This is a genomic window from Lacticaseibacillus mingshuiensis (assembly GCF_016861785.1).
Lineage (GTDB): Bacteria > Bacillota > Bacilli > Lactobacillales > Lactobacillaceae > Lacticaseibacillus > Lacticaseibacillus mingshuiensis.
The window spans coordinates 25,954-45,953 of sequence record NZ_BOLS01000001.1 but is presented as its reverse complement, the minus strand read 5'-3'; the positions used below and the strand labels follow the sequence as shown (position 1 = coordinate 45,953).

25 protein-coding genes are annotated in these 20,000 nt (G+C 53.0%); 2 read left to right on the top strand and 23 right to left on the bottom strand.

Going from position 1 to position 20,000, the window contains the following annotated elements; all coding sequences use genetic code 11:
• Nucleotides 1-214: 214 nt before the first annotated feature.
• From JUE67_RS00275 to JUE67_RS00240, 8 genes are all read right to left on the bottom strand, one after another.
• Complete coding sequence (locus JUE67_RS00275) at nt 215-475, bottom strand: hypothetical protein (protein ID WP_203625598.1); 261 nt, start codon at nt 473-475, stop codon at nt 215-217.
• 84 nt (nt 476-559) lie between these two features.
• Nucleotides 560-1,102, bottom strand: coding sequence for an HNH endonuclease (locus tag JUE67_RS12930; RefSeq protein ID WP_203625596.1), 543 nt, complete (start codon nt 1,100-1,102; stop codon nt 560-562).
• Entirely contained in the window at nt 1,080-1,520 is a 441-nt protein-coding gene (locus JUE67_RS00265; RefSeq protein ID WP_203636914.1) for a single-stranded DNA-binding protein, read from the bottom strand. The genes JUE67_RS12930 and JUE67_RS00265 overlap by 23 nt, the downstream gene beginning before the upstream one ends.
• A gap of 37 nt (nt 1,521-1,557) precedes the next feature.
• A complete protein-coding gene (locus tag JUE67_RS00260) occupies nt 1,558-2,376 on the bottom strand; it encodes a hypothetical protein (RefSeq protein ID WP_203625592.1) in 819 nt (272 codons plus the stop codon).
• Entirely contained in the window at nt 2,363-2,563 is a 201-nt protein-coding gene (locus tag JUE67_RS00255) for a hypothetical protein (RefSeq protein WP_203625590.1), read from the bottom strand. The genes JUE67_RS00260 and JUE67_RS00255 overlap by 14 nt, the downstream gene beginning before the upstream one ends.
• A 57-nt stretch (nt 2,564-2,620) precedes the next feature.
• Nucleotides 2,621-3,190 (bottom strand): HNH endonuclease, encoded by a 570-nt coding sequence (locus JUE67_RS00250; protein WP_203625588.1) that lies wholly within the window; start codon nt 3,188-3,190, stop codon nt 2,621-2,623.
• Nucleotides 3,191-3,877: 687 nt separating this feature from the next.
• Nucleotides 3,878-6,274, bottom strand: a complete 2,397-nt coding sequence (locus JUE67_RS00245) for a phage/plasmid primase, P4 family (protein WP_203625587.1) — start codon at nt 6,272-6,274, stop codon at nt 3,878-3,880.
• 91 nt (nt 6,275-6,365) lie between these two features.
• Nucleotides 6,366-6,587, bottom strand: coding sequence for a hypothetical protein (locus JUE67_RS00240; RefSeq protein ID WP_203625585.1), 222 nt, complete (start codon nt 6,585-6,587; stop codon nt 6,366-6,368).
• Between the two features lie 476 nt (nt 6,588-7,063).
• On the opposite strand from JUE67_RS00240, the gene JUE67_RS00235 reads away from it, so the two are divergent.
• Complete coding sequence (locus JUE67_RS00235) at nt 7,064-7,369, top strand: hypothetical protein (RefSeq protein ID WP_203625583.1); 306 nt, start codon at nt 7,064-7,066, stop codon at nt 7,367-7,369.
• 715 nt (nt 7,370-8,084) lie between these two features.
• Here the strand turns inward: JUE67_RS00235 and JUE67_RS00230 are convergent.
• Both JUE67_RS00230 and JUE67_RS00225 read right to left on the bottom strand, forming a co-directional pair.
• Nucleotides 8,085-8,411, bottom strand: coding sequence for a helix-turn-helix domain-containing protein (locus tag JUE67_RS00230; protein ID WP_203625581.1), 327 nt, complete (start codon nt 8,409-8,411; stop codon nt 8,085-8,087).
• A gap of 57 nt (nt 8,412-8,468) precedes the next feature.
• Nucleotides 8,469-8,702, bottom strand: coding sequence for a type II toxin-antitoxin system Phd/YefM family antitoxin (locus JUE67_RS00225; protein ID WP_203625579.1), 234 nt, complete (start codon nt 8,700-8,702; stop codon nt 8,469-8,471).
• A 149-nt stretch (nt 8,703-8,851) separates the two neighbouring features.
• On the opposite strand from JUE67_RS00225, the gene JUE67_RS00220 reads away from it, so the two are divergent.
• Complete coding sequence (locus JUE67_RS00220) at nt 8,852-9,283, top strand: phage infection protein (protein WP_203625577.1); 432 nt, start codon at nt 8,852-8,854, stop codon at nt 9,281-9,283.
• Nucleotides 9,284-9,640: 357 nt separating this feature from the next.
• Here the strand turns inward: JUE67_RS00220 and JUE67_RS00215 are convergent, their stop codons facing one another.
• From JUE67_RS00215 to rpsU, 13 genes are all read right to left on the bottom strand, one after another.
• Nucleotides 9,641-10,225, bottom strand: a complete 585-nt coding sequence (locus tag JUE67_RS00215) for an LOG family protein (RefSeq protein ID WP_203625575.1) — start codon at nt 10,223-10,225, stop codon at nt 9,641-9,643.
• Nucleotides 10,222-11,049, bottom strand: a complete 828-nt coding sequence (locus JUE67_RS00210) for an HAD family hydrolase (protein WP_203625573.1) — start codon at nt 11,047-11,049, stop codon at nt 10,222-10,224. Before JUE67_RS00210 ends, JUE67_RS00215 begins: the two co-directional genes overlap by 4 nt.
• On the bottom strand, nt 11,046-11,843 hold the full coding sequence (locus tag JUE67_RS00205; protein WP_203625571.1) for an HAD-IIB family hydrolase: 798 nt from the start codon (nt 11,841-11,843) through the stop codon (nt 11,046-11,048). Before JUE67_RS00205 ends, JUE67_RS00210 begins: the two co-directional genes overlap by 4 nt.
• The gene (locus JUE67_RS00200; RefSeq protein ID WP_203625569.1) at nt 11,840-12,373 is read right to left on the bottom strand and encodes a TetR/AcrR family transcriptional regulator; all 534 of its coding nucleotides are present in this window, start codon (nt 12,371-12,373) and stop codon (nt 11,840-11,842) included. The genes JUE67_RS00205 and JUE67_RS00200 overlap by 4 nt, the downstream gene beginning before the upstream one ends.
• A 320-nt stretch (nt 12,374-12,693) precedes the next feature.
• Nucleotides 12,694-13,488, bottom strand: a complete 795-nt coding sequence (recO, locus tag JUE67_RS00195; protein WP_203625567.1) for a DNA repair protein RecO — start codon at nt 13,486-13,488, stop codon at nt 12,694-12,696.
• Nucleotide 13,489: 1 nt separating this feature from the next.
• Nucleotides 13,490-14,398: a GTPase Era gene (gene era, locus JUE67_RS00190; protein ID WP_203625565.1), complete on the bottom strand. Its 909-nt coding sequence runs from the start codon at nt 14,396-14,398 to the stop codon at nt 13,490-13,492.
• Nucleotides 14,391-14,789, bottom strand: coding sequence for a cytidine deaminase (locus JUE67_RS00185; RefSeq protein WP_203625563.1), 399 nt, complete (start codon nt 14,787-14,789; stop codon nt 14,391-14,393). Before JUE67_RS00185 ends, era begins: the two co-directional genes overlap by 8 nt.
• Nucleotides 14,786-15,187: a diacylglycerol kinase family protein gene (locus JUE67_RS00180; RefSeq protein WP_125698199.1), complete on the bottom strand. Its 402-nt coding sequence runs from the start codon at nt 15,185-15,187 to the stop codon at nt 14,786-14,788. The genes JUE67_RS00185 and JUE67_RS00180 overlap by 4 nt, the downstream gene beginning before the upstream one ends.
• Nucleotides 15,171-15,629 carry an rRNA maturation RNase YbeY gene (ybeY, locus tag JUE67_RS00175; protein ID WP_125698197.1) on the bottom strand — a complete coding sequence of 153 codons (459 nt, stop codon included), beginning with the start codon at nt 15,627-15,629 and terminating at the stop codon, nt 15,171-15,173. Before ybeY ends, JUE67_RS00180 begins: the two co-directional genes overlap by 17 nt.
• A complete protein-coding gene (locus JUE67_RS00170) occupies nt 15,607-17,805 on the bottom strand; it encodes an HD family phosphohydrolase (RefSeq protein WP_203636913.1) in 2,199 nt (732 codons plus the stop codon). The genes ybeY and JUE67_RS00170 overlap by 23 nt, the downstream gene beginning before the upstream one ends.
• A 42-nt stretch (nt 17,806-17,847) precedes the next feature.
• Nucleotides 17,848-18,807, bottom strand: a complete 960-nt coding sequence (locus tag JUE67_RS00165; RefSeq protein ID WP_203625559.1) for a PhoH family protein — start codon at nt 18,805-18,807, stop codon at nt 17,848-17,850.
• A 372-nt stretch (nt 18,808-19,179) separates the two neighbouring features.
• On the bottom strand, nt 19,180-19,623 hold the full coding sequence (locus JUE67_RS00160) for a GatB/YqeY domain-containing protein (protein WP_203625557.1): 444 nt from the start codon (nt 19,621-19,623) through the stop codon (nt 19,180-19,182).
• Between the two features lie 80 nt (nt 19,624-19,703).
• Nucleotides 19,704-19,880, bottom strand: coding sequence for a 30S ribosomal protein S21 (gene rpsU / locus JUE67_RS00155; protein WP_054661478.1), 177 nt, complete (start codon nt 19,878-19,880; stop codon nt 19,704-19,706).
• Nucleotides 19,881-20,000: the final 120 nt, after the last annotated feature.

The following is a 20,000-nucleotide window of genomic DNA, read 5'->3' as shown; positions in this document are numbered from 1 at the left end:
CAACGGTATTGCCGTTGCTATTTTCGTTATTTTTATAGCATTATCCATAAGCTCGCTCTAAATATTTATGCATAAAGTATTAGTTATATCTTATGTGATAGTCTTGGCCTATATCCTTCATAAGTATAACGTAAGCGTGCGTCCGTTTTTGTCATGGCCAATGACTGCCGTGGTAACACAAAAGGACTAGCCAAATGACTAGCCCCCGCTGGTGTTACTCTTCTGCCATCATGCTATCCGCCACATGAACGATTAGCATTACACTATCGCCATGACGTTCTTGCAGCTGACCCTGCCACCCATCGTCGTATAGCGCCGCCAGAACCTGAATGGCTATTGGCTTGTCTACCCGCCACATGACGTCGCCGTAGTCACCCTCGCTTACACCTTCGTCTATTACGTGCTCGATGCTTTCGACTTGCCATTTGACCCCTGCCGTATACTCTTCACTGTCTATAATCTCACTTGCTTTCATTTGTTAAGTCTCCTTTATCTAACTCGTGCAATATTCCTAGCCAAATTGACAACAGCAATAAATAATCTTGTTCGCTTTTCTTTGTCATTCTTTTTTCTCTCGCAAAACTTTCGTCCACCACTGTCTATCCAAGTGTCTGAGTTTGTTATCGCCGTTGGGTTGCTTAGCTATAATCTGCTCTAATAGCGTCTTACGATAGTGACAGCGATAGCATAACGTCCAGAGGTTATCACTATCCAACGCCTGTCCGCCTTGGCACAGCCGAAGTGGAACTATGTGGTCAATTACCTTTCTGTCTTGAATGACATTACTACACGACTGACACACTGCCCCGTCACGCGCATAGATATAATCGCGAACGCTCTTCCACTGTTTACTGTTGTAAAATTTTATCGCCTCTGGGTTCCTCTCGCTGTTGTCATACGCCTTAGCCTTGCTTGCTTTAATCGCTTGGGCCAGCTTGCTACGCCGGTAGTCATCCTTTTGCCTTTTCCATTCTGCCTCATGCTGTTGCTGATGAGTGTCGCAATACCGCTGTGAGACTGGCACAATCTTGTGGCATAGCGGCTGACCGCATTCGTGTACTTGTTGAGACCTCCTAGATTTAGAACGGTAAGTCGCTGTCACCGACTGTCACCTCCGCCGTCTTAGACGCTTGGTGTAGCCGCTGTGATAACTCATTGACATCAGCGTCGGTCAGCGTGTTATGTGCCTGACTATCCTCGTGGGACGGGCTGTGAGACTGCTTGCTATTACTTAGTAAGTAAATATGCTCGGCTACCACCTCAAAGCCATGCTGAGCCACACCTTGCTTGTCTGTATATGTACTGGTCTTAATTCGCCCGCTTACCCCAACTTTGTCACCTTTTTTGCAATACTTTGACAGGACGTCCGCGTTGCGCCCAAATGTGCTAATCGGAATAAAGTCTGTGTCCTCGCTGTCTGCTGACTTATAGATTCTTTTGACCGCCAGCAGGCTAGTACTTACGTTATTACCGACTTTTACGTCCATGGCTAAGCGCCCAATCATGTTTACATTGTTCATATTTTTTCTTCTTTCTTCCTATATATATATATGCGTTTTATCTGTCTGCTAAAATCTTGTTAATCTCGTCTGCTCGCTGATAAGCCCTATTCACCAGCACGTACCGATCCTTGCCGGCGTGGGCAAAGTCTTCAGTCACCCACCGCTGGTAAGATATCTCTGGTGAGTTAACCAATGCGTTCATCACGGCTGTGTCCTTATGGTCATATATCCACGCTGCTAACTCATTGTCAGTAGCGACATCTTCGACCATTGTGATAAACTCGCGCAGTATGCCTAGCTCTCTTACCAGCCTGCCATCTTGCCTGCTCGCCATTAGGCCTTGGGTCTTCGCTGGGTGAGAGTGGCAATAGCTAACTACCTTTCTCAACTTGGCCGTAAACTGCTTTTCGCTTTGGTTAAAGTCTGCCTGCGTCTGCTCTTTACCAGCCGATAAAACGCTTGCTACCCACGCCCTTGTCTGACCGTTGGGGAACAACTGCGGCAATAACGCTATTACTTGCCGTAAGTCATCTTCTGAACGCTGCGACGGGTCCAAGTGGATATAGTCGTTGACGTCTACCTTTTGCGATAACCGCTGGGTCTTTTCTTTTTCAACTTCTGCCTGATGCCTAACTCGCCTTGCTATATCCTTTCTGGCATACTTTAACTTACTTTTTAGCGGTATGTCGTCACGGGTGATAGCGCTGGTAATGTCTTCGTCTGTCATTTCGCCAAGCCGATGTTCAATCAGCTCAAGCAAAAGTTCATGCGCACCGTTCTCACGGCTAATGTTCAGCTCGCGGGCCAACTGCTTGCTGTTGCTGGTGAACGCCGGCCATGACGTCAGGCGTGTTATCGTCTTATCGCTTATCATTTGCGCGTTTAACCTCGGAGATAATGCCTTGTGTGAGCATCGCGCCGGTGCCATAAGTGCACGTCAGCAGCCAGTATGTACATAGGTCAGACCATGCGATTGGCAGGATGTTACTGGCCGTCAGGATCATTAACACGATGCCTACGCTGTACAAGCCAGAAGTGACGTCGATTCGTACTTTTTTCATTGCGTTTACCTTCTATTGTATGATATGATAAATTTGGATTATTTTAGTATTTTTGTTCTAGGCGAAAATAAAGCGATAACCGCCGGCTGACGGCAGTGAGTACTCATGGTGGCAAATGCCGCGGACTGTAGGATAGCTGAGCTTGGTCGCCTTCGCCGCGGCACTGACGCTGGGGTACTTTGTATGTTCACCAGTGCTAAGCTTAATGGAAATGACAGGGTATTTGCCGGACTTTATACTGCGCTTGCGCAAGTTGTCAGCGTGGGATAGCCATTGCAGATTGGAAACGCGATTGTTAGCCTTGATGGCGTCCTTGTGGTCAATGTCGCTCAATTCCATTGGGTTAATCAGCCATGCAAGTCCGACCAAGTGATTTACTGTGGTTGTCGTGTAGGTTCCGTTGTCTCGCATGGCGGTAACAGTCATGTAACCCCCACCATTAACATGTGTGGTCAAGACCTTGCCGGTGCTACCTCGCCGGATCACGCCGGAATAACTCGCCATGTAGTTGCCATAGGGTGCTCGGCAAGTGCGCCATGCTGCGCGGCTGAGGGCCAATTTGAATAGATATGTTGTCGTTGTGCTCTTCTGTGGTGCTGTCATTAATGCTTCTGTGTAGTTTGTCATTTTGTGTTTTCTCCTCTTTGTCTTCCTTATACTTCTATTATACAATGTTCGAATAGTTTAACTGGCTAAGCTATCGCCGTTGCTGTATTTTTGCTTTTACGTAAGGTAATATGGCATTCACGTGGCTTTTAAGGCTATTTTCGAAAGTCTTAACCTTTTCTTAACATTTGGCTTACTAGCTGGCTTACTAGCTGGCTTACCACCGAGGCATACAATCGGTCACACGGCTTGGGTTGTTGCCATTTTTTGTTGCTGTTTTTTTAGCCAACGAATGCCTATGTGACGCGGTTTATAGCACTTTTGTTGCTGACTGTTGCTGGATTGTTGCTGTTTTTTTAGCCAACGAATGCCTGCGTGACGCGGTTTATAGCACTTTTGTTGCCAAATTGGGTATTTTTGGGAAATTACTTCTTAATTATTTTTTACCTCTAAATATTTTCTATGAGTAATTTCAAAAAAAAGACGAATCCAGCAACAAAAGCTCTGCATCTCTTGTGGCAGTATGAGTACAGCGATTTAACTTCCAGCAACATCTGGCAACAAATTGGGCGCCCAATTCCTTGCACCCCTTGTGGCAGTAGGAGTACAGCGATTATCACCATGCAGAAAAACAGCAACAAATTTGGCAACATCTGGCAACAAATTTGGCAACAAAAAAGGGCGGTCTCTGATGGCCGCCCTTTATACTCAATTGTTGCTTTTAACCAAGCACGACGTATTTTTCCCAAAAAACTCGTCACCAGACATATCGTTAAAGGCTTTAGTTTCCACGAAGTTTTCATGTGTCACCCTGCCTTTTTTCTTCACCCAGCCAAATTCTGTCATGCGCTGAGTAAACGCAGGACGTGTAAGCGGGTGAGTGAACCCAGCATCTTTGCAGAACTGTGCAAACTTTGAATAGCCCCACACCAGTGGCACAACCTCCGACGTCCAATTGTTCTCATCAATAAAGTTGGCAACTTGGTCATTGCCTACCTCGAAATCATTAAGTAGTTTTTGGCTTACCTGTGGCTGCATAAATTCGTCTTTCAGCGCACTTGCTAGAAGGCCTTTAGCGAGTAAATATTCCCGCACGTTTTGGCGATGAATGTAATCGGTTTTGATTTTATCATTAGCATTTTTACCATTGAAGTTAGCCATGAATGGAAGAATCAGCATTCGTCTGTTTGTCCCGCCGGTTTGATTAGCAAATTTAGGCAATTGGTTGGTCGATTGAACGATTGACCCACCGAATGTAAAGTTGAATGGCTGCTGGTTTTTTACATCTGCTCTTAGCGTGTCCCCTGTGACTGCGCTGTTAAAATTGCTCTGGTCGTCAATGTACTTGCCTGCCTGTACGTCGTCTCCGATGACTAGCGATTTTTGGAAAATTTCTCCAAGCGCAAAGCGTTCAGAAAATTGGTCTACTTTTAGGTGGGCTGTATTTTCCTGTCCGATGATAGACTCGAGCAGCGCTTCATACGTGCTTTTGCCATTTGCGCCGTTGGCCTTTGAACTCTTGGGGTTACCAATCAGCCAAATTGCCTTTTTGCGACTGTATGATGACTGAGCAGCATCGCCAATAACCTGAATCAAGGCGACCAGCAACTGGTCATCGTTGCACGCCAGTTCTCTGAGCCAAGAGACTGGGTCCCATGTGCCGCCATTTTCCAAATGGATAATCGGTTTTTCCGCATCTGGCACCAAATTCGTAGCCACTTTGGCACAAAAGTGATACTTTGGCGAAAACTGAATCAATGATAGCTTGCCATCGCCAATCCTTGCTATTCCGTTGTTGCACGCAACTAATTCTTTAACATGAATTGCTTTGCCATTGGCGACCATATCGTCGTCATCCAGAATTGCCTTGACGTTTTGGCAGTCTTTTTCGGTTGCAGCCGGTAATACCTTATGAACCAATGAGTTGAAATAGCTTACAGTCGCTGAATAAATGCCCTTTTCGGCATCATAAATATACACGGGCGAGTTGAAGGCGCTGCGGTCCTTCCACATTGGAACAGACGCCAAGATTATGCTGGCAGCGTCCGCAAAGTCTAGTTTTGCATGTTGCTTAGTTTTTGGGTCGCTCTCTTCAAGCGCCGCCTGCTTTTCCGCCAGTCTCGCACTTGAACGCTGTACAAGCTCCGTGATAATTCCGCGCGTCGTGTAGTCCCGACTTTCATCGGCACGTTCGTGAACAGGCACGATCGTTTTAAACATTTTTGGCAGACTAACCACATTTTGTGCATAGGTTGTCCGCATATGCTGGTCTAGCTTAGCCTCATTGTTATTCGCCCAATCCGAATTGTTGCCTGCTAGTAACCTCACGGAATCTCGTAGTGCCACTTCCGAGATGTCCCCGCTTTGGTAGTAGCTTACAAGAATGATCATGAGGCTTGCGAACTTTTTCTCATCATCGATGTCATTTTCAAAAGCGTACTCGCTGACAAGCTCGCGAACGTAGTCATCGCTATAGCGTGTATGGTTGCTGGTAATCAATGGTTTTGTCTCTGCCACGTACTTGTGCTTGTTTTTGTCCTGTTCAAACTCACCAATGGCGGTATCCACGTCAATTTTCCCACCGTGGTGAACAACTATCTTGCCTTTGTTTCTGGGTGTTACTACAGGGGCAGAGAACATCTGTGCCCATGTCTCCATGGCGGGGTCGCTTTCAAATCCCAAAATCTTGCTGACCTTTAATATCACTGCTGTTTTCTCATCCTTGTTCATCAGTGGCCGAGACAGGTCAACCGCCAGATGATACCGTGCGCCTTTAAAACCGTAGCTGATGCTTGGCCACAAAACGAATGCCACATTGGCAAGCCTGCTTGAGACAGCTAGTAGAAACTTTTGCTCGTCTTCTATCTCGTCAAAATCAATTGTGCCGATCGTAATGTTTTTCAGATTCTCATTCCGTCGTTCACCGTCAAGCTCACCCGCAATGATATACTGTAAGCTTTCTCGCTTAAATGTTTCGTAGCTGATGCTTGTAACATTTGCTTCCTGCGGATTGCCCGCCATCTTTGCGAGCGTGTTAAAGTCGTCCACCGTCGATGGCACCTGTTGCATACCCCTGTTCTTGAACCCGTTTTGAATAAAAATCATTTTATTGTCTCCCTTTGCAATTCGCGAGAGACTGTGATAAATTTAATCCAGTCTCTTTTTTTCATTTACCTCGCCTGTCGGTTGCCCCCGATTAGGCTTTTTTTATGAACAATTCGTCTACACTGCTTCGTAAGGCCACAGCAACGCGATCGGCAATGCCATATCCTACTCCGACGCTGTTTAGATGTGTCACACTTGAGTAGCAAATTCCCAGCGCCTCCGCCAGTTCAGCCTTTGATCGGTAGCTTTTTTTAAGCAACACGTCAAACCTGTTGATGTCTTGCAGAATCATTTTACTTGGTCGTACACTCATTTTTTCACCTTCTTTCCGCCATACACATTCATGCCTTCTTCCTCCAAACGTTTAGGCCGGTTTTTCCGCACCGGCCCAAGCGTCCTGTCAACTATCGACAAAAAGAGGAAAAATGATTTTTATACGGAGGGTGGCACCCCTCCATAGATATAACGTATTGCAGCGTCCGTTTTTACGCTGTCCAGCTTTTTCTTCGATTTTTTCGGAAAAAGTTGCACATTGACCACAAAGTGTGTTAAGCTATAGATGTGGTAGTGGACGGTTAGCCTTTCATCAACGTTATAGTTCTATTATAGCACACTCAGAATGAATGTCAATGCCTTTGTGCGCCCAAGCATAGTAAAATATAGTACACACGACCCCTTTTCAGCGCGAAATTGGGCCTTTTTTGTCTATCTTAACCTTTTCTTAACCTATGTCGTCTTGTTCTTCCGATTTTTTGCTGTCATACTCTACCTTATAGGAGATGATAGCTTATGACAGTTTTTGACATGGAAACCTTTATGTTCAACTTTATACGAAGTAACTGCCCTAGTTTCAAAAATCATGATTTAAAAACTACTTTTATTGAACTGTCAACAGACACAACAACGGATTCGCCGGCGAACGCGCTTAAAGCAATTCATATCTTTTTATATCTCGCGATGGTTCTTAAACCTGATAAGGCTTCCGATATCGTAGAGTTTATCAACAATGATACGGATTTCAGTCTCGCTGATGGTTCGCCTACAGACGAAGTTATTCAGAAGTTATTTACTAAAGTAAAGGAATTAGTGCAGTAAAGTGCTGTAAACCGAAACTTGCCCCTAAGGCATTCTTTTAACTAGCCCCCCTACAGTTTCCAAGGCTGCAGGGGGGTTTTGATGTCGTCAAGCTTTTGTCTCACCAGCAGGCTCATACGCGCGTTTAACTGCGGGCATACTGCTGGCCATACTGCGTGGCGTACTCGTGGCATACTGCGGGTATATCAAAAAGTACCCCACGTGGATCATCACGGGGGTACATCCTGCTGGCGGTAATGTTATTTTATTGTATTACTATGATGCTAATTTCATGTCCTCTACGATGTCCTCTACGGCGTGAAAAAAGTCATGAAAACAGGTGATAATTGTGTGAAAACAGGCTTATAATAGCCTGATTTAACGGTCTTTAGGCGATGAAAACGGCGTCACTTGGCTAAGCCGCGCGGTTCCACCCTATTTCAGGTCCGAGGACCTGCTCTTCATTGCGAGGCTCGAAAACGCCAGAGTTGACTGCCCGCACGAAGCTCCCACCTTTTCTTCGCTCGCTGGCCGAGGCCGGTCATCTCTCTTTTTCTCATCGCCGATCTGTTTTGACTATTATTATAGCATCGACCGGGGCAAAATCAAACCTGGTGAAACAAGTGGTATGCATACAGAGAAACCTCGATTATGAGGCGTTGTCACTTGTTCAACTGTTTGCTCAGTATCTCCAGCAGTAGCACTGCGTTAAAGAGCCGGGTAATTCAGACTGGGTCTACTGCTTCGATGCAGCGACAGGGCCGATAGTTAAGACGATTGGTTGGCCAAGTGCGTTAGCTAACTTGGTCAATGTATCAATAGAAGTGTTCTGACCTCGCTCGATACGAGAGACTGTTGTCTTTGGTACGCCGGCCTTCTCAGCGAGTTTCTGCTGAGATAGTCCGGCAGCTTCACGAGCTTCAACCAGGGCAGCAGCGCTGGAGAGCCTGTTCATTTCGGCTTGGTAAGCTTGCCGATAGGAGGAGTCCTTCATCATCTCGGAAAAGAAGTCATCGAGACTCTCGGAGTTTTCCATCATGAATTCGTTCAGATCTTTGCTCATTTGTTGTCTTCCTCCTTGTAGTGCTGATAATACTCAGCGCGAAGATCGACTCTCCCGTCAGTTTGCCTCGTCAGTCGCCTGGCGGATGCTTTTTCGCAGGGCCTTTGCATTTTCCGGACTCGACAATAGGTACGAAGTCTCTTTGAGCAAGTCATATTCTTGTTGGCTCATAACCACGAGATTGTCTTCGGGGTGCTTGGCTGTCACGATCAGCAGCTCGGCGTCTTCAATAACTTGTTTCCTGTAGGCTTTGAGGTTGTGGCGAAAGCTGTACCACGAAACGGCATTCATGTGCGTCTCCTCCTTTTGGCGCTGCAGCCCAAATATCCCAAATTTTTTGCGCGTTGTCTACCGTCTTTTGCCACTCGAAAACGGCGTCGAGACCGCCCTCTTTCTTTTCCAAACATTTGTTCGTATAATGATGGCAAGGAGGTGCGGTGATGACCAAAGCAAAATTTACGCCGAGCGCGCGGTGGCATGGGTCCGAGGAAGATTTCATGAAGATGGTGACCAATTTCTTCCTATATGATTACGAGGATCGCGGGATGGTCAAATGGCAGGGCTACTTTCTTTCTGATCACACGGCGGCGCTGAAGCAACAGGCTGCTCAGGAGGCGACGCATTACCCGCCGCTGCCCATGATGAGCGACGAGGATATTCGTAGCACGCTCGCACAGGCGTACCAAAACGGCAACACGGTGTCGATTCAAGTCGACTATACCAACACCGACGGCAATTACCAGGCGCCTTATCGCGGGAAGGTCGCCGGATATGCCGGAGCCGATACGGCGGTGCTGGATACCGGCGAGATGGTCTCGATCATGGATATGCGCCACGTGGATCTGGTGCCCCTGCCCGCAGAGCGCCTGTAAAAATAGGGCGCAGACAGCCGGACTGGCGAAACGAGTCAGCTGCCAAACAGTCTGACGAAAATTGATCGCGGCCAGCCGAGCCAGCACAGTCAACGACAAGTAACACAAATAACGCCTTTTGGGCCGGACCTGGGACAAAACAAACGTTTTGTCCCAGGTCCTTTTTGGTGCACTAATGTTACAGCAGTGTCGTGGGCCAAATGTCTGGGTCCGAGCAGCTAAGGCTCCAAGCACCTGGTCCAAAGTTCGGACCCGGCGCTTGGAACACTTACCTGTCGGACCCAAGATCGACATTTGTCCCACTTCCCAACCTAAAAGGTGTTTTTGCGTGGCATTTTTCCGCCAGCGACTGTCAGCTCACTTGGCGGTTCCATAAGTGCGAATCGCCGGCGCCTGGTAACTGGCAATGAAGTCGCCGAGCGCGTCGAGGTCCTCGCTAAAAAGAAGTTTCTCCCGATCCGTTGCGGTCAAAAAGCCGCTGGTGGTCATGCCGTCAAAGAAGCGTGCCAGGTCGTCGTAGTAATGCGCCACATTGTAAAAGGCGCAAGGGTGCGGATTGTCGCCGATGCGCGCCCACGAAAAGGCCTGGCTGATCTCCTCCAGCGTGCCGGGGCCGCCTGGCAGTGCGATCAGCGCCGTGCTCTCCTGAATCATCCTCGCTTTACGGACGCTCATGTCGGCGACCACCGCCAATTTTGACAAGCCTGGCATCACCACGCCGCGGTTGGCGAGTTCTTGCGGCACGATGCCATAGACCTGCCCGCCGCGCGCCAGCACAGTCTCGGCGACCACGCCCATCAGCCCGTACCGGCCGCCGCCGTATAGCAGGCCAAAGTCATGATCGACCAGCCAGTTGCCCAGCGCTTCAGTCGCCTCCGCAAACTGTGGATCCACCCCGGCTGCGGCGCCGCAGAATACTGTGACCCATTTTGTTTCTGTCATCGTGTTCCCTCCATTTTTTCCCGTAACACCGTCGCCAGGACCTGGTCCGCGCCGTGCTTGGCGTTGGGCGGCGCCACCTGGCCGATCGCGGCGATCAAGGCGGGATCCCCGTCCGCCATGACCACGCCGGTCCCGGCCCATTTCAGCATGATCAAGTCGTTGCCCTGATCACCCAGCGCCAGCGTCGCCCCGCGCGGCACGCCCAGCCGCAGGGCAATGCGCGCCAGCGCCTGCCCCTTGTCACTTTGCGCACTGGTGATGGAAAACGCGTCGCGCTCGCCTACCGCCAGCTGTAAGCCTGCCGGCAAAATTTGGCGCAGCTGGGCGGCCACCGGCGCGGCCGGGCCATTGGTCCAACAGGTGACTTTCATGACTCCAGCCAAAAACGGGTCAAAGCGCGGCACCACCTTGAGCTGGGTGAAAAATTGGCGCAGCCGCGCTTCGGACGCCGCACTTGGGGCCACCACGAAGATGCCATCTTCACGGCAAAGCACCGGCAGCACCGGTTGCGCGGGAAAATGGGTCGCCAAAAGTGTCAGCAAGCCCGCCACTTGCATTTCAGTCAAGGGATGTGCGGCCAACACCGCGCCATTTTTACTGATAACGGCCCCGTTGTGGCTCGCCAGCCAGACATTTTTCAACAGCGGTTTGAACAGCACACGCATCGAAGCGGTGTCGCGCCCACTGATGGCGGCAAACTGCACGCCATTTTCCCCAAGGCGGCGAATCAGGTGCACGGTGCGGCCAGCGAGCTCCCCGGCCGGCGTTAACAACGTGTGGTCCAGGTCGCTGGCGATCAGGCGAATGCGGGCCAGGCCTGTCATGAGGGCTGCTCGAAGGCGAGCTTGCGAATCGTATTGAGCACAGCCTGCTCCGCGTTGGTGCCGATGCGCGTGCCCTTGATGCCAGCCAGCCCAGGCGTCGCGTTGGCCATGATGAAGCCGTGGCCGACTGCCTCGATCATCGCGCCGTCGTTGGCGTCATCGCCGAATGCGGCCATGTCCGCCAGCGAAACGTCGAGCCGCTCGCCGAGGGTCGCCAACCCGGTGGCCTTGCTGGCGTGGGGCGCGGTGATGTCCAAAAAGGTCGCCATGCCCACAGTCACCGTGAAGCGGTCGCCAAAGACCCGCTGATATTCCGGCAAATGGGCCAGCGCATCGCCGGCCGGGAAGATCACCGTGTATTTCAGAATCGGCATGGTGAGATCAGCGAGTTCGGGGATGATCGCCTGGCGCGCCACAAAGCCGTCGATCACGCCGGCCGCAGCTTGATCCGCAGCCGCCAGCCAGCTGTCATCCAGCGCGCACAATAGCGGCAGGCCATCTTCCTGCCGCCGGGTGTACGCGATCAATTCGAGCCAATCCTCGCGGGCCAAGGTGTGCAAAATTGGGGGGTCTTGCCGGTGACGGACCACCGCCCCATTTTCGCTAACGAGGCTCATTTGATCCGCGACCGGGTGAAACATTTCGTCAAGGCGCGGAATGCTGCGCCCACTTGCCGCAACGAATTCGATGCCGCGGGCCGCCAGCTGGCGAATCACCGCAAATGTGTCTGGTGGCAAGCTGCCATCCGGAAGTAACAAGGTATGATCCAGGTCTGTCGCAATTAATTTGATCAAGCTTTCGTGCCTCCCTCTCGCGCCCGGTCCAGCGCCCCAGCCAGCCAGGCGTTGATGGTCGCGGTGTCCGTCGTGCCGGCGTCGCCAAACAGGCCGGAAATGGCAACATCGATCGCCGCAGCCGCATAGCCGCGCGTATCAAGCGAGACGGCGCCAGTCGGTTGAAGCCACTTTTCCAGTTTTGCCTGGACCTGTTTGCGCAAGACCAGGCCCTGCCCGGTATCGGCGAGCATCCCCAGCTGCGGCGCAAGATCACGCAAAAACAGCATCAAGCTGGCGACCCAATCACGCGTCGCCTGACCGCGCGCCGTCAATGGCGTTTGGTCGAGCCGCTGGAGCACCTGATCCGCGGCTTCACGCAGGACCTGATCTTCGAGATCCTGAATATCTTTGAAGTGCAGGTAAAAAGTCCCCCGCCCAATATCGGCCTGGTCCGCGACCAAGGCGACCGTCAGCGAGACCTTTTGCCGCCGCAGTGCCACATAAGCTTCCATGATTGCGCGCCGTGTGCGCATGACCCGTCGATCCATCGCATTTGCTCCGTTCGTTAATAGACATTCGTTCAATAACAGACAGATACAGTGTAGCAGAAAGCGGCCGGCGTTGCCATGTATCTGTTCATTTATGAACACGTGTCGGTTATCTTTTCGAAAATGACATGTAAAAACCGCGACCATTGTTTTCGAATCCAATTGGTCGCGGTTTTGAATAGTTTTTGACAAGGACTCCTGTGTCCCAGCATTTTTTGAGAAACTGGCTCGCGTTCGGCGAAGACTGCTCAGACCAACCTGGCCCGCTTTGCACCCGGAATCAAAAAAAGCCGAGGTCATTAAGCAACCTCAGCCTTCTTCTATTTCGGATCTTCCCCGCGCGGCTTCAGCGGCGGCAGTTGATCTTGCCAGCCATGCATTTGGTCCAAGAACCGCTTGGCTTTCGGCACCACGCCCACCATGTCGCTGTAGATCCGATCCAGCACGCGCCGCAGCTCGTTGCGAGTGGCGGCGCTCACGTTGATCGTCTGCAACTGGGTCAGATCCAGCGTGGAAAAGCGGCGCAGGAGGTACATCGCCTTGGGCTGGATCCGATACCGATACGGATCCTGATCCCAGTGATTCTGGCAAAGCAACCCGCCGAATTTTTCGGAAAAATCCAGTGGTAGGTCGCTGCGCTGATCCAGCACGCACCAGCGCCACTCCGGCTGCACGCCAAACGCTTCCAGCAGCTGGACCTCCGCGATGTTGGCGATGATCGCCGGGTCAAAACCGTCATCGATCAGGCGCAGGCTTTCGCGGGCATGCGCAAACCAGTGCGGAATCGGCTCACCGTCCGGATAGGCGAGGTCGATCAGCGACAGGACATAGGTGGCATACGCATTCAGACTGATGTCCTGGGCAATTGCCTGATACTGCGTCGCCGTTTTAACGGTATTCAAGTAACTGAGGCCGCCGTCTGAGATCGTCCCCACATAGCGCGCCAAGGTGAAGGGTAAAATGCCGGCGCCCATGGCAAAGCCCGGCTTGCGCGCCCGATGCAGCAGGAACATTTTTTTGCCGAAACGATCGGTCAGGAGTTTGACCAACATGTCGGATTCGCGATAATTCTGCCGCGACAAGACCAGCGCCGAAAATTCCTGCGGCGCACTCATCTTACTTCAGATCCTTCATGTTATAGCCGAGGGTCTTCAGATACGCGTTGTTGTCGCGCCAGTTCTTCTGGACCCGGACCCACAATTTGAGGTTGACGCCTTCGCCAAGCAGGGCCTCGATGTCGCGCCGCGCGCGGATGCCGATCTGCTTGAGCATCGCCCCACCGCGCCCGATCACGATGCCCTTTTGGCTGTCGCGCTCCACGACGATGTAGGCTTCGATCTGGAGTTTGCCGTTGGCGTCGCGGTCCTTCATGCGCTCGACCACCACGGCGACACTATGGGGCACCTCGTCGCGGGTCAGCTCCAGAATTTTTTCCCGAATCAACTCGCCGACGACAAAATACTCTGGGTGGTCGGTCAGCTGGTCTTCCGGATAATACTGTGGCCCTTCTGGCAACGCGGCGCTCAGGTCGGTCAAAAATTCCTCGACGTTGTTGCCCATGGTGGCGCTCAGCGGATAGACCCCGGTGAACTCATACGCGGTCTGGTACTGCGCGATCAGTGGCAGGAGGTCATCTGGGTGGACGAGGTCGATCTTGTTGATGAGCAGGTACACCGGCTTTTTCACCTGGTCGAGCTGATGGATGATGTATTGGTCGCCGGGGCCCATTTTCTCATCGGCGGCCACCATGAACAGCACCGCGTCGACTTGGTTCAAGGTCGACAGGGCCGCGGTATCCATGTAATCGTCCAGCGCATTTTTCGGCTTGTGGATGCCCGGCGTGTCGACGAAGACGATCTGGGCGTCCTCGGTGGTGTAGATTCCATTGATCTTATTGCGAGTGGTCTGCGCCTTGGGTGACATGATCGCCACTTTTTCCCGCAAAATACGATTCATAAAGGTCGACTTGCCCACGTTGGGCCGGCCGATGATCGCCGCAAAACCTGAGTGATGTTCTTTAGTCACGTGTCATATCCTCCTTGTCAAAGGCGCCGGGCAAAAGCGCGCCCACCGTCGTTTCCGTTGTATCGCCGTGCAGATTGGTCAAATAGACCGGCGCATCACTTGCCATGAATTCCGCCATCACCTGCCGGCACGCCCCACATGGCGAAACAGGGCCTGGGGTGTCGGCGATGATCGCCAGCGCCTGAAAATGCGTGCTGCCACCGGCCACGGCCGCAAACATCGCGTTGCGCTCGGCGCACAGCGTCAAGCCAAAACTGGCATTTTCGACATTGCAGCCGGCGACCACGCGGCCATCGTCAGTGATGAGGGCCGCCCCCACTGCAAAATGGGAATACGGCACATAGGCATTTTGGCGCGCCGCCGTGGCCGCCGCGATCAACTCATTTTTCATAAGGCCCCTCCAAACAGTGCCACAAGATGCGGCACAAAGACATAGATGCCGCAGACCACGGAAATGCCCGCGGTGACTAGCACGGCGCCGGCCGCCATGTCCTTGATCTTCTTGGCGCGCGGATCAAAGCGCGGGCCGACGATCAGATCGACCACCTGCTCGACGATCGTGTTGATCAGCTCGCCGAGAATCACGCCTAAGATCGCCAGCATCAAGATCAGCCATTCCTGCCAGGACACGCGAAGCACCGCGCCGCCGATCACGACCAACAAGGAGGCGATAAACTCACGGCGCAGGTTGCCTTCGTGGATGAAGGCGCCCCACAACCCGTCGATGGCGTGGCGCAAGGCCTGGAAAAAGGAATGGTTTTTGCGGATTCGCTTATCGCTCGAGGCCATAAGCGGACAGGATCTTTTCTTGCAGCGGGATCATGACCGCTTCGTCTTCGGGTTTGATGTGGTCGTAGCCATTCAAATGAAGGAACCCGTGGACCACGGTGTAGCCGAGCTCGCGTTCAAAGGAATGCTTGTAGTCCTCGGCCTGGCGCGCCACCTGGTCGGGGTCGATAAACAGATCGCCGATGTCGCGGGGGATGTCCTCAAAGCCGTGCAGGTCCTCGTCGCCTTCTTCGATGGCAAAACTGATCACATCCGTCACCCGGTCCGTGTTGCGATACTGCTGGTTGATGCGGTGGATCTCGTCATCGTCAACAATGGTGATGGCGATCTCGGTGTCCTCGTTCAACTTGAGCTGCTTGCCCGCAAAGGCGACCAGCTCCCGTACCAGTTTTGTGTGGGCCGCCGTCAAGCGGTGGTCATCATCGATCAGTTCTAGATCCATCTTCATTCTCCTTGTCTGTTTGTGTCTCGCCATCCGCCTCATTGAGTTTCGGATATTCGATACGATTATAAAATGTGCTGGCTAAGCCGTCGATCAGGGATTGCTCGACCGCCCGCAGCTGAGCCACGGTGATCGGTGCCTCGTCGAACTGGCCATCGGTGATGCGTTCATTGGTGATGTTATGCACGAATTGGCGAATGCCGGCCGGCGTCGGGTGTTTCATCGAGCGCACCGCCGCCTCGCAGGTGTCCGCGATGTTGATCACGGCCGCCTCGAGCGTCTGCGGTTTTGGCCCTGGGTAGCGGTAATCGGATTCTTTGGTGTTCGGATCCGCATTTTTCGCTTCAATGTAAAAATACTTCATGAGCGTCGTCCCGTGATGTTGGGCGCAGACATCCACGATGAATTGCGGCATGTTGCGTTTTTTCAACATCGCGACGCCATCCGAGACATGGGCAAAAATGATCTTCGCGCTTTCCTCAGGCGACAGGTCCGCATGCGGGGTCTTGAAGCCGGCCGGCATGTTCTCGGTGAAGTAAAGCGGCCGGGTCAACTTGCCGACATCGTGGTAATAACAGGCCACGCGCGTCAGCATCTGCCGTCCGCCGATACGCGCGACGGCATTGGCCGAAAGATTGGCGACCATCATGCTGTGATGATAGGTGCCAGGCGCTTCTTCAAGCAGGCGCCGAAGCAGCGGATCGTTGGGGTTGCTCAAGCGATTGAGCTTGAATACCGCATCGTCGCGCCAAACCAGCTCCAGGTAAGGCGTTGCGCCCAGCGCCAACAGGTAGCCCAGCAGCTGGCCGGCCAGCACGAACAAAAACGCGCGCCAGGTCGACCAGGTGGTGAAATCCGCCCCTTGCAGCAACAGAAGCGCCAAGTTCAACGAAAGATCCACGCCGAGCACCCAAAACGCGGTCCGCGCCGCCACGTCGTTCAACCGTTTTTTCGGAATCATCACGCACAAGATCCCGGTAGCCAGATAAACGACGGCGGTGCCGCCAGTGAAGATCGTGCCGGTGGTTGAATAGAAGGCAAAATAGGCGGTGAACGTCTGCATCAACGCCGCCAGTAGCGCCATGCGACGGCCGACAAACGACCGCAGCAAAAGCGGCACCATCGCGACGGGCAACAAGAGCGCCAAATTGATGCCGCCGGTGGTTGCGACAAATCGGATCGCCAGCATCAGCCCCGTCATGATCAGCATTAAAGCGCCATATAGCACCGCATTTTTGGTTCGCACATTGCGCTCGCATTGGCCGAGCACCACGACCAACGCCACGGTCTCGATGATCAGAAAAAGAATGAACGCGACCAGTGAGCCGCCGCGCTGATTCTTTTTCGTCAGGCCAAGCACCGCCAACTGATGCATCGCAGTGGCATCGATCATGTGGCCTTCCTGCACAATGACTTGGCCCTGCATGATCGATACCGGCGTCACGGCGGCGCTGGCTTCCGCCTGACGCGCTTTGGTCTGTGCGGCATCGAGCAATTCGTTCGGCACCAGGGCCGCGTTGCTCAATTCATGCGCCAGCTGAACCGAGTCGCCCACCAGCTCGGCGTCATCCAGCGCCAGGCGCGCGGCGCGGCGACTGTCATCGACCTGACTCGGGGCGATCTTGGCGCTCATTTGCGCGGAGACAGTACGCGACACGGCACTGAACAACGCCGTTTGCCCATCTTTATCCAGGGCAAATAATTGGCGATAGAAGCGATCGGAGAATTGATAGAAAAAGGGGTTGTCGGCTTTGGGATACGCCGTCTTGAACGCCTTGAGGAGCGCGCTGGCGGTCGGCGCCGTGTAGACGGCCTGATCATTTTTCTTTTGCGCAGCCGCAAAATCCTTCTGCGCATCGCTTTCCGCCTCAGTTTGGGTGGCGCTCACCGCTTTTTGCAGCGCACTGAGCTTGTCCAGCTGCTTGCCGGAGATCGTGCTGTCATAGGTGTAGACCGGCTCCGCTGCCTTGGCCGCCGCAGTCCGCGCCTCTTTGGTCTTCTCCTGGTCCTGCACCGTTTGCGTCGCGATGATCGTCTGATCCGCCACGGTGTTGACCTTCACATTGAGTGGGCGCGGTAAGACGATCCAAAAAAGCGCCAGAAAACTCACCGAGATGAACGCGGCGACCACGACTGGGGCCACCGCCCGCTGAAGATGCTGCCGAAATGTCGCCATGCCTTTGCCTCCTTGCGCGAAGTGAGTCACCCGCGCGACCAGTCATGCCTTTTGTCCGTATGCCTCGATGATCTTGCCGACCACCGGATGACGGACCACATCCGCCGCCGAAAATTCGGTGAAGCCAATATGGTCAATGTCCCGCAGAATCGCCTGGGCCTGAATCAGCCCACTTTTTCCATTGTTCGGCAGGTCGATCTGGGTGATGTCGCCATTGACGATCATCTTGGAGCCAAACCCGAGGCGGGTCAAAAACATTTTCATCTGCATCTGCGTCGTGTTTTGCGCCTCATCCAAGATCGCAAACGCGTTGTCGAGCGTCCGGCCGCGCATGTACGCAAGCGGCGCGATCTCGATCACGCCGCGGTCCATCAGGCGCGTCGTGTGCTCCTGGCCGAGGACCGCATACAGCGCGTCGTAGACAGGTCGCAGATACGGATCCACTTTTTCCTTCAAGTCGCCAGGCAAAAAGCCGAGGCTCTCGCCCGCTTCAACCGCCGGCCGAGTCAAAATGATGCGTTCCACCTCGCCCGCCTTCATCGCAGCCACTGCCATCACGACGGCCAGGAAGGTCTTCCCGGTACCGGCCGGGCCGATGCCAAACGTAATGTCGTTGCGCTTGATCATGTCGATGTACTGACGTTGGGCAAAATTCTTGACCCGAATCGCCCCACCTTTGGCATCGCGAATCAGCACCGTTGAATACATATCGGTGAAATAATCGAGGGTACCGCGTTGCGCCATCTTGATCGCGCTTTGAATATCGGGGGCGGACAAGCGGATGCCTTGCCCCAGCAGCACCAGCATTTGGCTGAGGAGCTGGTAGGTGAGACCGACTTTTTCCGCCGGTCCGGTCAGGCGCAGGCCTTGTGCGGTCGGGGCGATCGTGACGCCCAGGCCCTCTTCGATGCGTGCAAAGTTTTGGTCATTGATGCCCGCCAGGCTGATCGCTTGATCCGCGTCAGCGAGGAGGAAAATTTTTTCACTGGATTCTTCTGCCAATAACGCTGGCCTCCTCAGTTTCATTTACCGTCATTTTACCATAACCGCGCGCATCGCGGGGCGCGGCTTGCCGCAGAGGGTGTCACTCGACGTTTCGCTGGCGCGGGACGAAAAAAGCCGGCCATGGCCGACTCTTTTTGAATGTGAAAAAGAAAGACAGTAGGAAAGGCAATGGACTGGTCACGAGGCAACCACGCTGTGCAATGCTGCACAGTGTGAACCAGACCTCCCCGTGCCACATCCTGCCTAGTCGGGTTCCGGCCCGCATGGCGGAAACATCTAACTGGCTCATGCGCTCGATGGCCGAGTGCGCCATCGTTCGCCTGAGCCAAGTTAGCTGTTCCGCCATCCCGCGGGCCGCCACACCCTTTTTTAGCCGAGTTTTTCTTTGACGATGCGGTTCACAAGCCCACCGTCTGCTTGGCCTTTGACTTTTGGCATCAAGGTCTTCATCACCTTACCAAAGTCACTCTTGCCAGTTGCGCCGACTTCTTGAATGGTCTCCTCGACCAGCGCCGTGACAGCCGCTTCATCCAGTTGGGCTGGCAGGTAGCTTTCAACGATCTTGATCTCGTTTTCCAGCGGCTTGACCAGATCCTCACGATTGGCATTTTGGAATTCGACAAGGGATTCCTTGCGCTGCTTCAACTCAGTGGAAAGCAGGGCCTTTTCGTCGTCTTCGGTGAGGTCGTGGCCAAGTTCGATCTGCTTGTTTTGCACGGCGGCCTTGAGCATCCGCACCGTGCTCAGCGTCTCCTTGTCGCGCGCCTTCATGGCCGTTTTCATCTGCTCATTCAATTGATCAACTAATGCCATAATTCCTCCTTGGGTGGGCGGTCCCACCCCTGTTTTTTTCGCAAAAAAACGCGCACCCAGAGGCCCGCGTTTTGTGGTTATTAGAACTTTTTGCGCTTGCGTGCAGCTTCAGACTTGAGCTTCCGCTTCACACTAGGCTTCTCGTAGAATTCCCGCTTCCGGTATTCGGCTAAGGTACCTGACTTGGATACGGTGCGCTTGAAGCGCCGAAGAGCATCATCGAGAGATTCGTTTTTCTTAACGACCGTCTTTGCCATATGATATCCCTCCCTCCGACACTTGTGTAACCACTGACAGATATCGTAAAGCCAACAGTTCTTGACCATTATATATGAACAGCAAAACCGCGTCAATATTGGATTGTCGTTTTTTTGTGA

Excerpts from the sequence above, each read along its gene's own strand:
- JUE67_RS00230 (WP_203625581.1), bottom strand. The coding sequence starts at position 8,411 with ATGAGCAAAGATCTGAACGAATTCATGATGGAAAACTCCGAGAGTCTC.
- JUE67_RS00170 (WP_203636913.1), bottom strand. The coding sequence starts at position 17,805 with ATGGCGACATTTCGGCAGCATCTTCAGCGGGCGGTGGCCCCAGTCGTG.
- ybeY (WP_125698197.1), bottom strand. The coding sequence starts at position 15,629 with ATGGATCTAGAACTGATCGATGATGACCACCGCTTGACGGCGGCCCAC.
- JUE67_RS00255 (WP_203625590.1), bottom strand. The coding sequence starts at position 2,563 with ATGAAAAAAGTACGAATCGACGTCACTTCTGGCTTGTACAGCGTAGGC.
- JUE67_RS00240 (WP_203625585.1), bottom strand. The coding sequence starts at position 6,587 with ATGAGTGTACGACCAAGTAAAATGATTCTGCAAGACATCAACAGGTTT.
- JUE67_RS00265 (WP_203636914.1), bottom strand. The coding sequence starts at position 1,520 with ATGAACAATGTAAACATGATTGGGCGCTTAGCCATGGACGTAAAAGTC.
- JUE67_RS00260 (WP_203625592.1), bottom strand. The coding sequence starts at position 2,376 with ATGATAAGCGATAAGACGATAACACGCCTGACGTCATGGCCGGCGTTC.
- JUE67_RS00245 (WP_203625587.1), bottom strand. The coding sequence starts at position 6,274 with ATGATTTTTATTCAAAACGGGTTCAAGAACAGGGGTATGCAACAGGTG.
- JUE67_RS00215 (WP_203625575.1), bottom strand. The coding sequence starts at position 10,225 with ATGACAGAAACAAAATGGGTCACAGTATTCTGCGGCGCCGCAGCCGGG.
- recO (WP_203625567.1), bottom strand. The coding sequence starts at position 13,488 with ATGAGTGCGCCGCAGGAATTTTCGGCGCTGGTCTTGTCGCGGCAGAAT.
- JUE67_RS00235 (WP_203625583.1), top strand. The coding sequence starts at position 7,064 with ATGACAGTTTTTGACATGGAAACCTTTATGTTCAACTTTATACGAAGT.
- JUE67_RS00275 (WP_203625598.1), bottom strand. The coding sequence starts at position 475 with ATGAAAGCAAGTGAGATTATAGACAGTGAAGAGTATACGGCAGGGGTC.
- JUE67_RS00200 (WP_203625569.1), bottom strand. The coding sequence starts at position 12,373 with ATGGATCGACGGGTCATGCGCACACGGCGCGCAATCATGGAAGCTTAT.
- JUE67_RS00220 (WP_203625577.1), top strand. The coding sequence starts at position 8,852 with ATGACCAAAGCAAAATTTACGCCGAGCGCGCGGTGGCATGGGTCCGAG.
- JUE67_RS00185 (WP_203625563.1), bottom strand. The coding sequence starts at position 14,789 with ATGAAAAATGAGTTGATCGCGGCGGCCACGGCGGCGCGCCAAAATGCC.
- JUE67_RS00180 (WP_125698199.1), bottom strand. The coding sequence starts at position 15,187 with ATGGCCTCGAGCGATAAGCGAATCCGCAAAAACCATTCCTTTTTCCAG.
- JUE67_RS00210 (WP_203625573.1), bottom strand. The coding sequence starts at position 11,049 with ATGACAGGCCTGGCCCGCATTCGCCTGATCGCCAGCGACCTGGACCAC.
- JUE67_RS00160 (WP_203625557.1), bottom strand. The coding sequence starts at position 19,623 with ATGGCATTAGTTGATCAATTGAATGAGCAGATGAAAACGGCCATGAAG.
- rpsU (WP_054661478.1), bottom strand. The coding sequence starts at position 19,880 with ATGGCAAAGACGGTCGTTAAGAAAAACGAATCTCTCGATGATGCTCTT.
- JUE67_RS00225 (WP_203625579.1), bottom strand. The coding sequence starts at position 8,702 with ATGAATGCCGTTTCGTGGTACAGCTTTCGCCACAACCTCAAAGCCTAC.
- JUE67_RS00250 (WP_203625588.1), bottom strand. The coding sequence starts at position 3,190 with ATGACAAACTACACAGAAGCATTAATGACAGCACCACAGAAGAGCACA.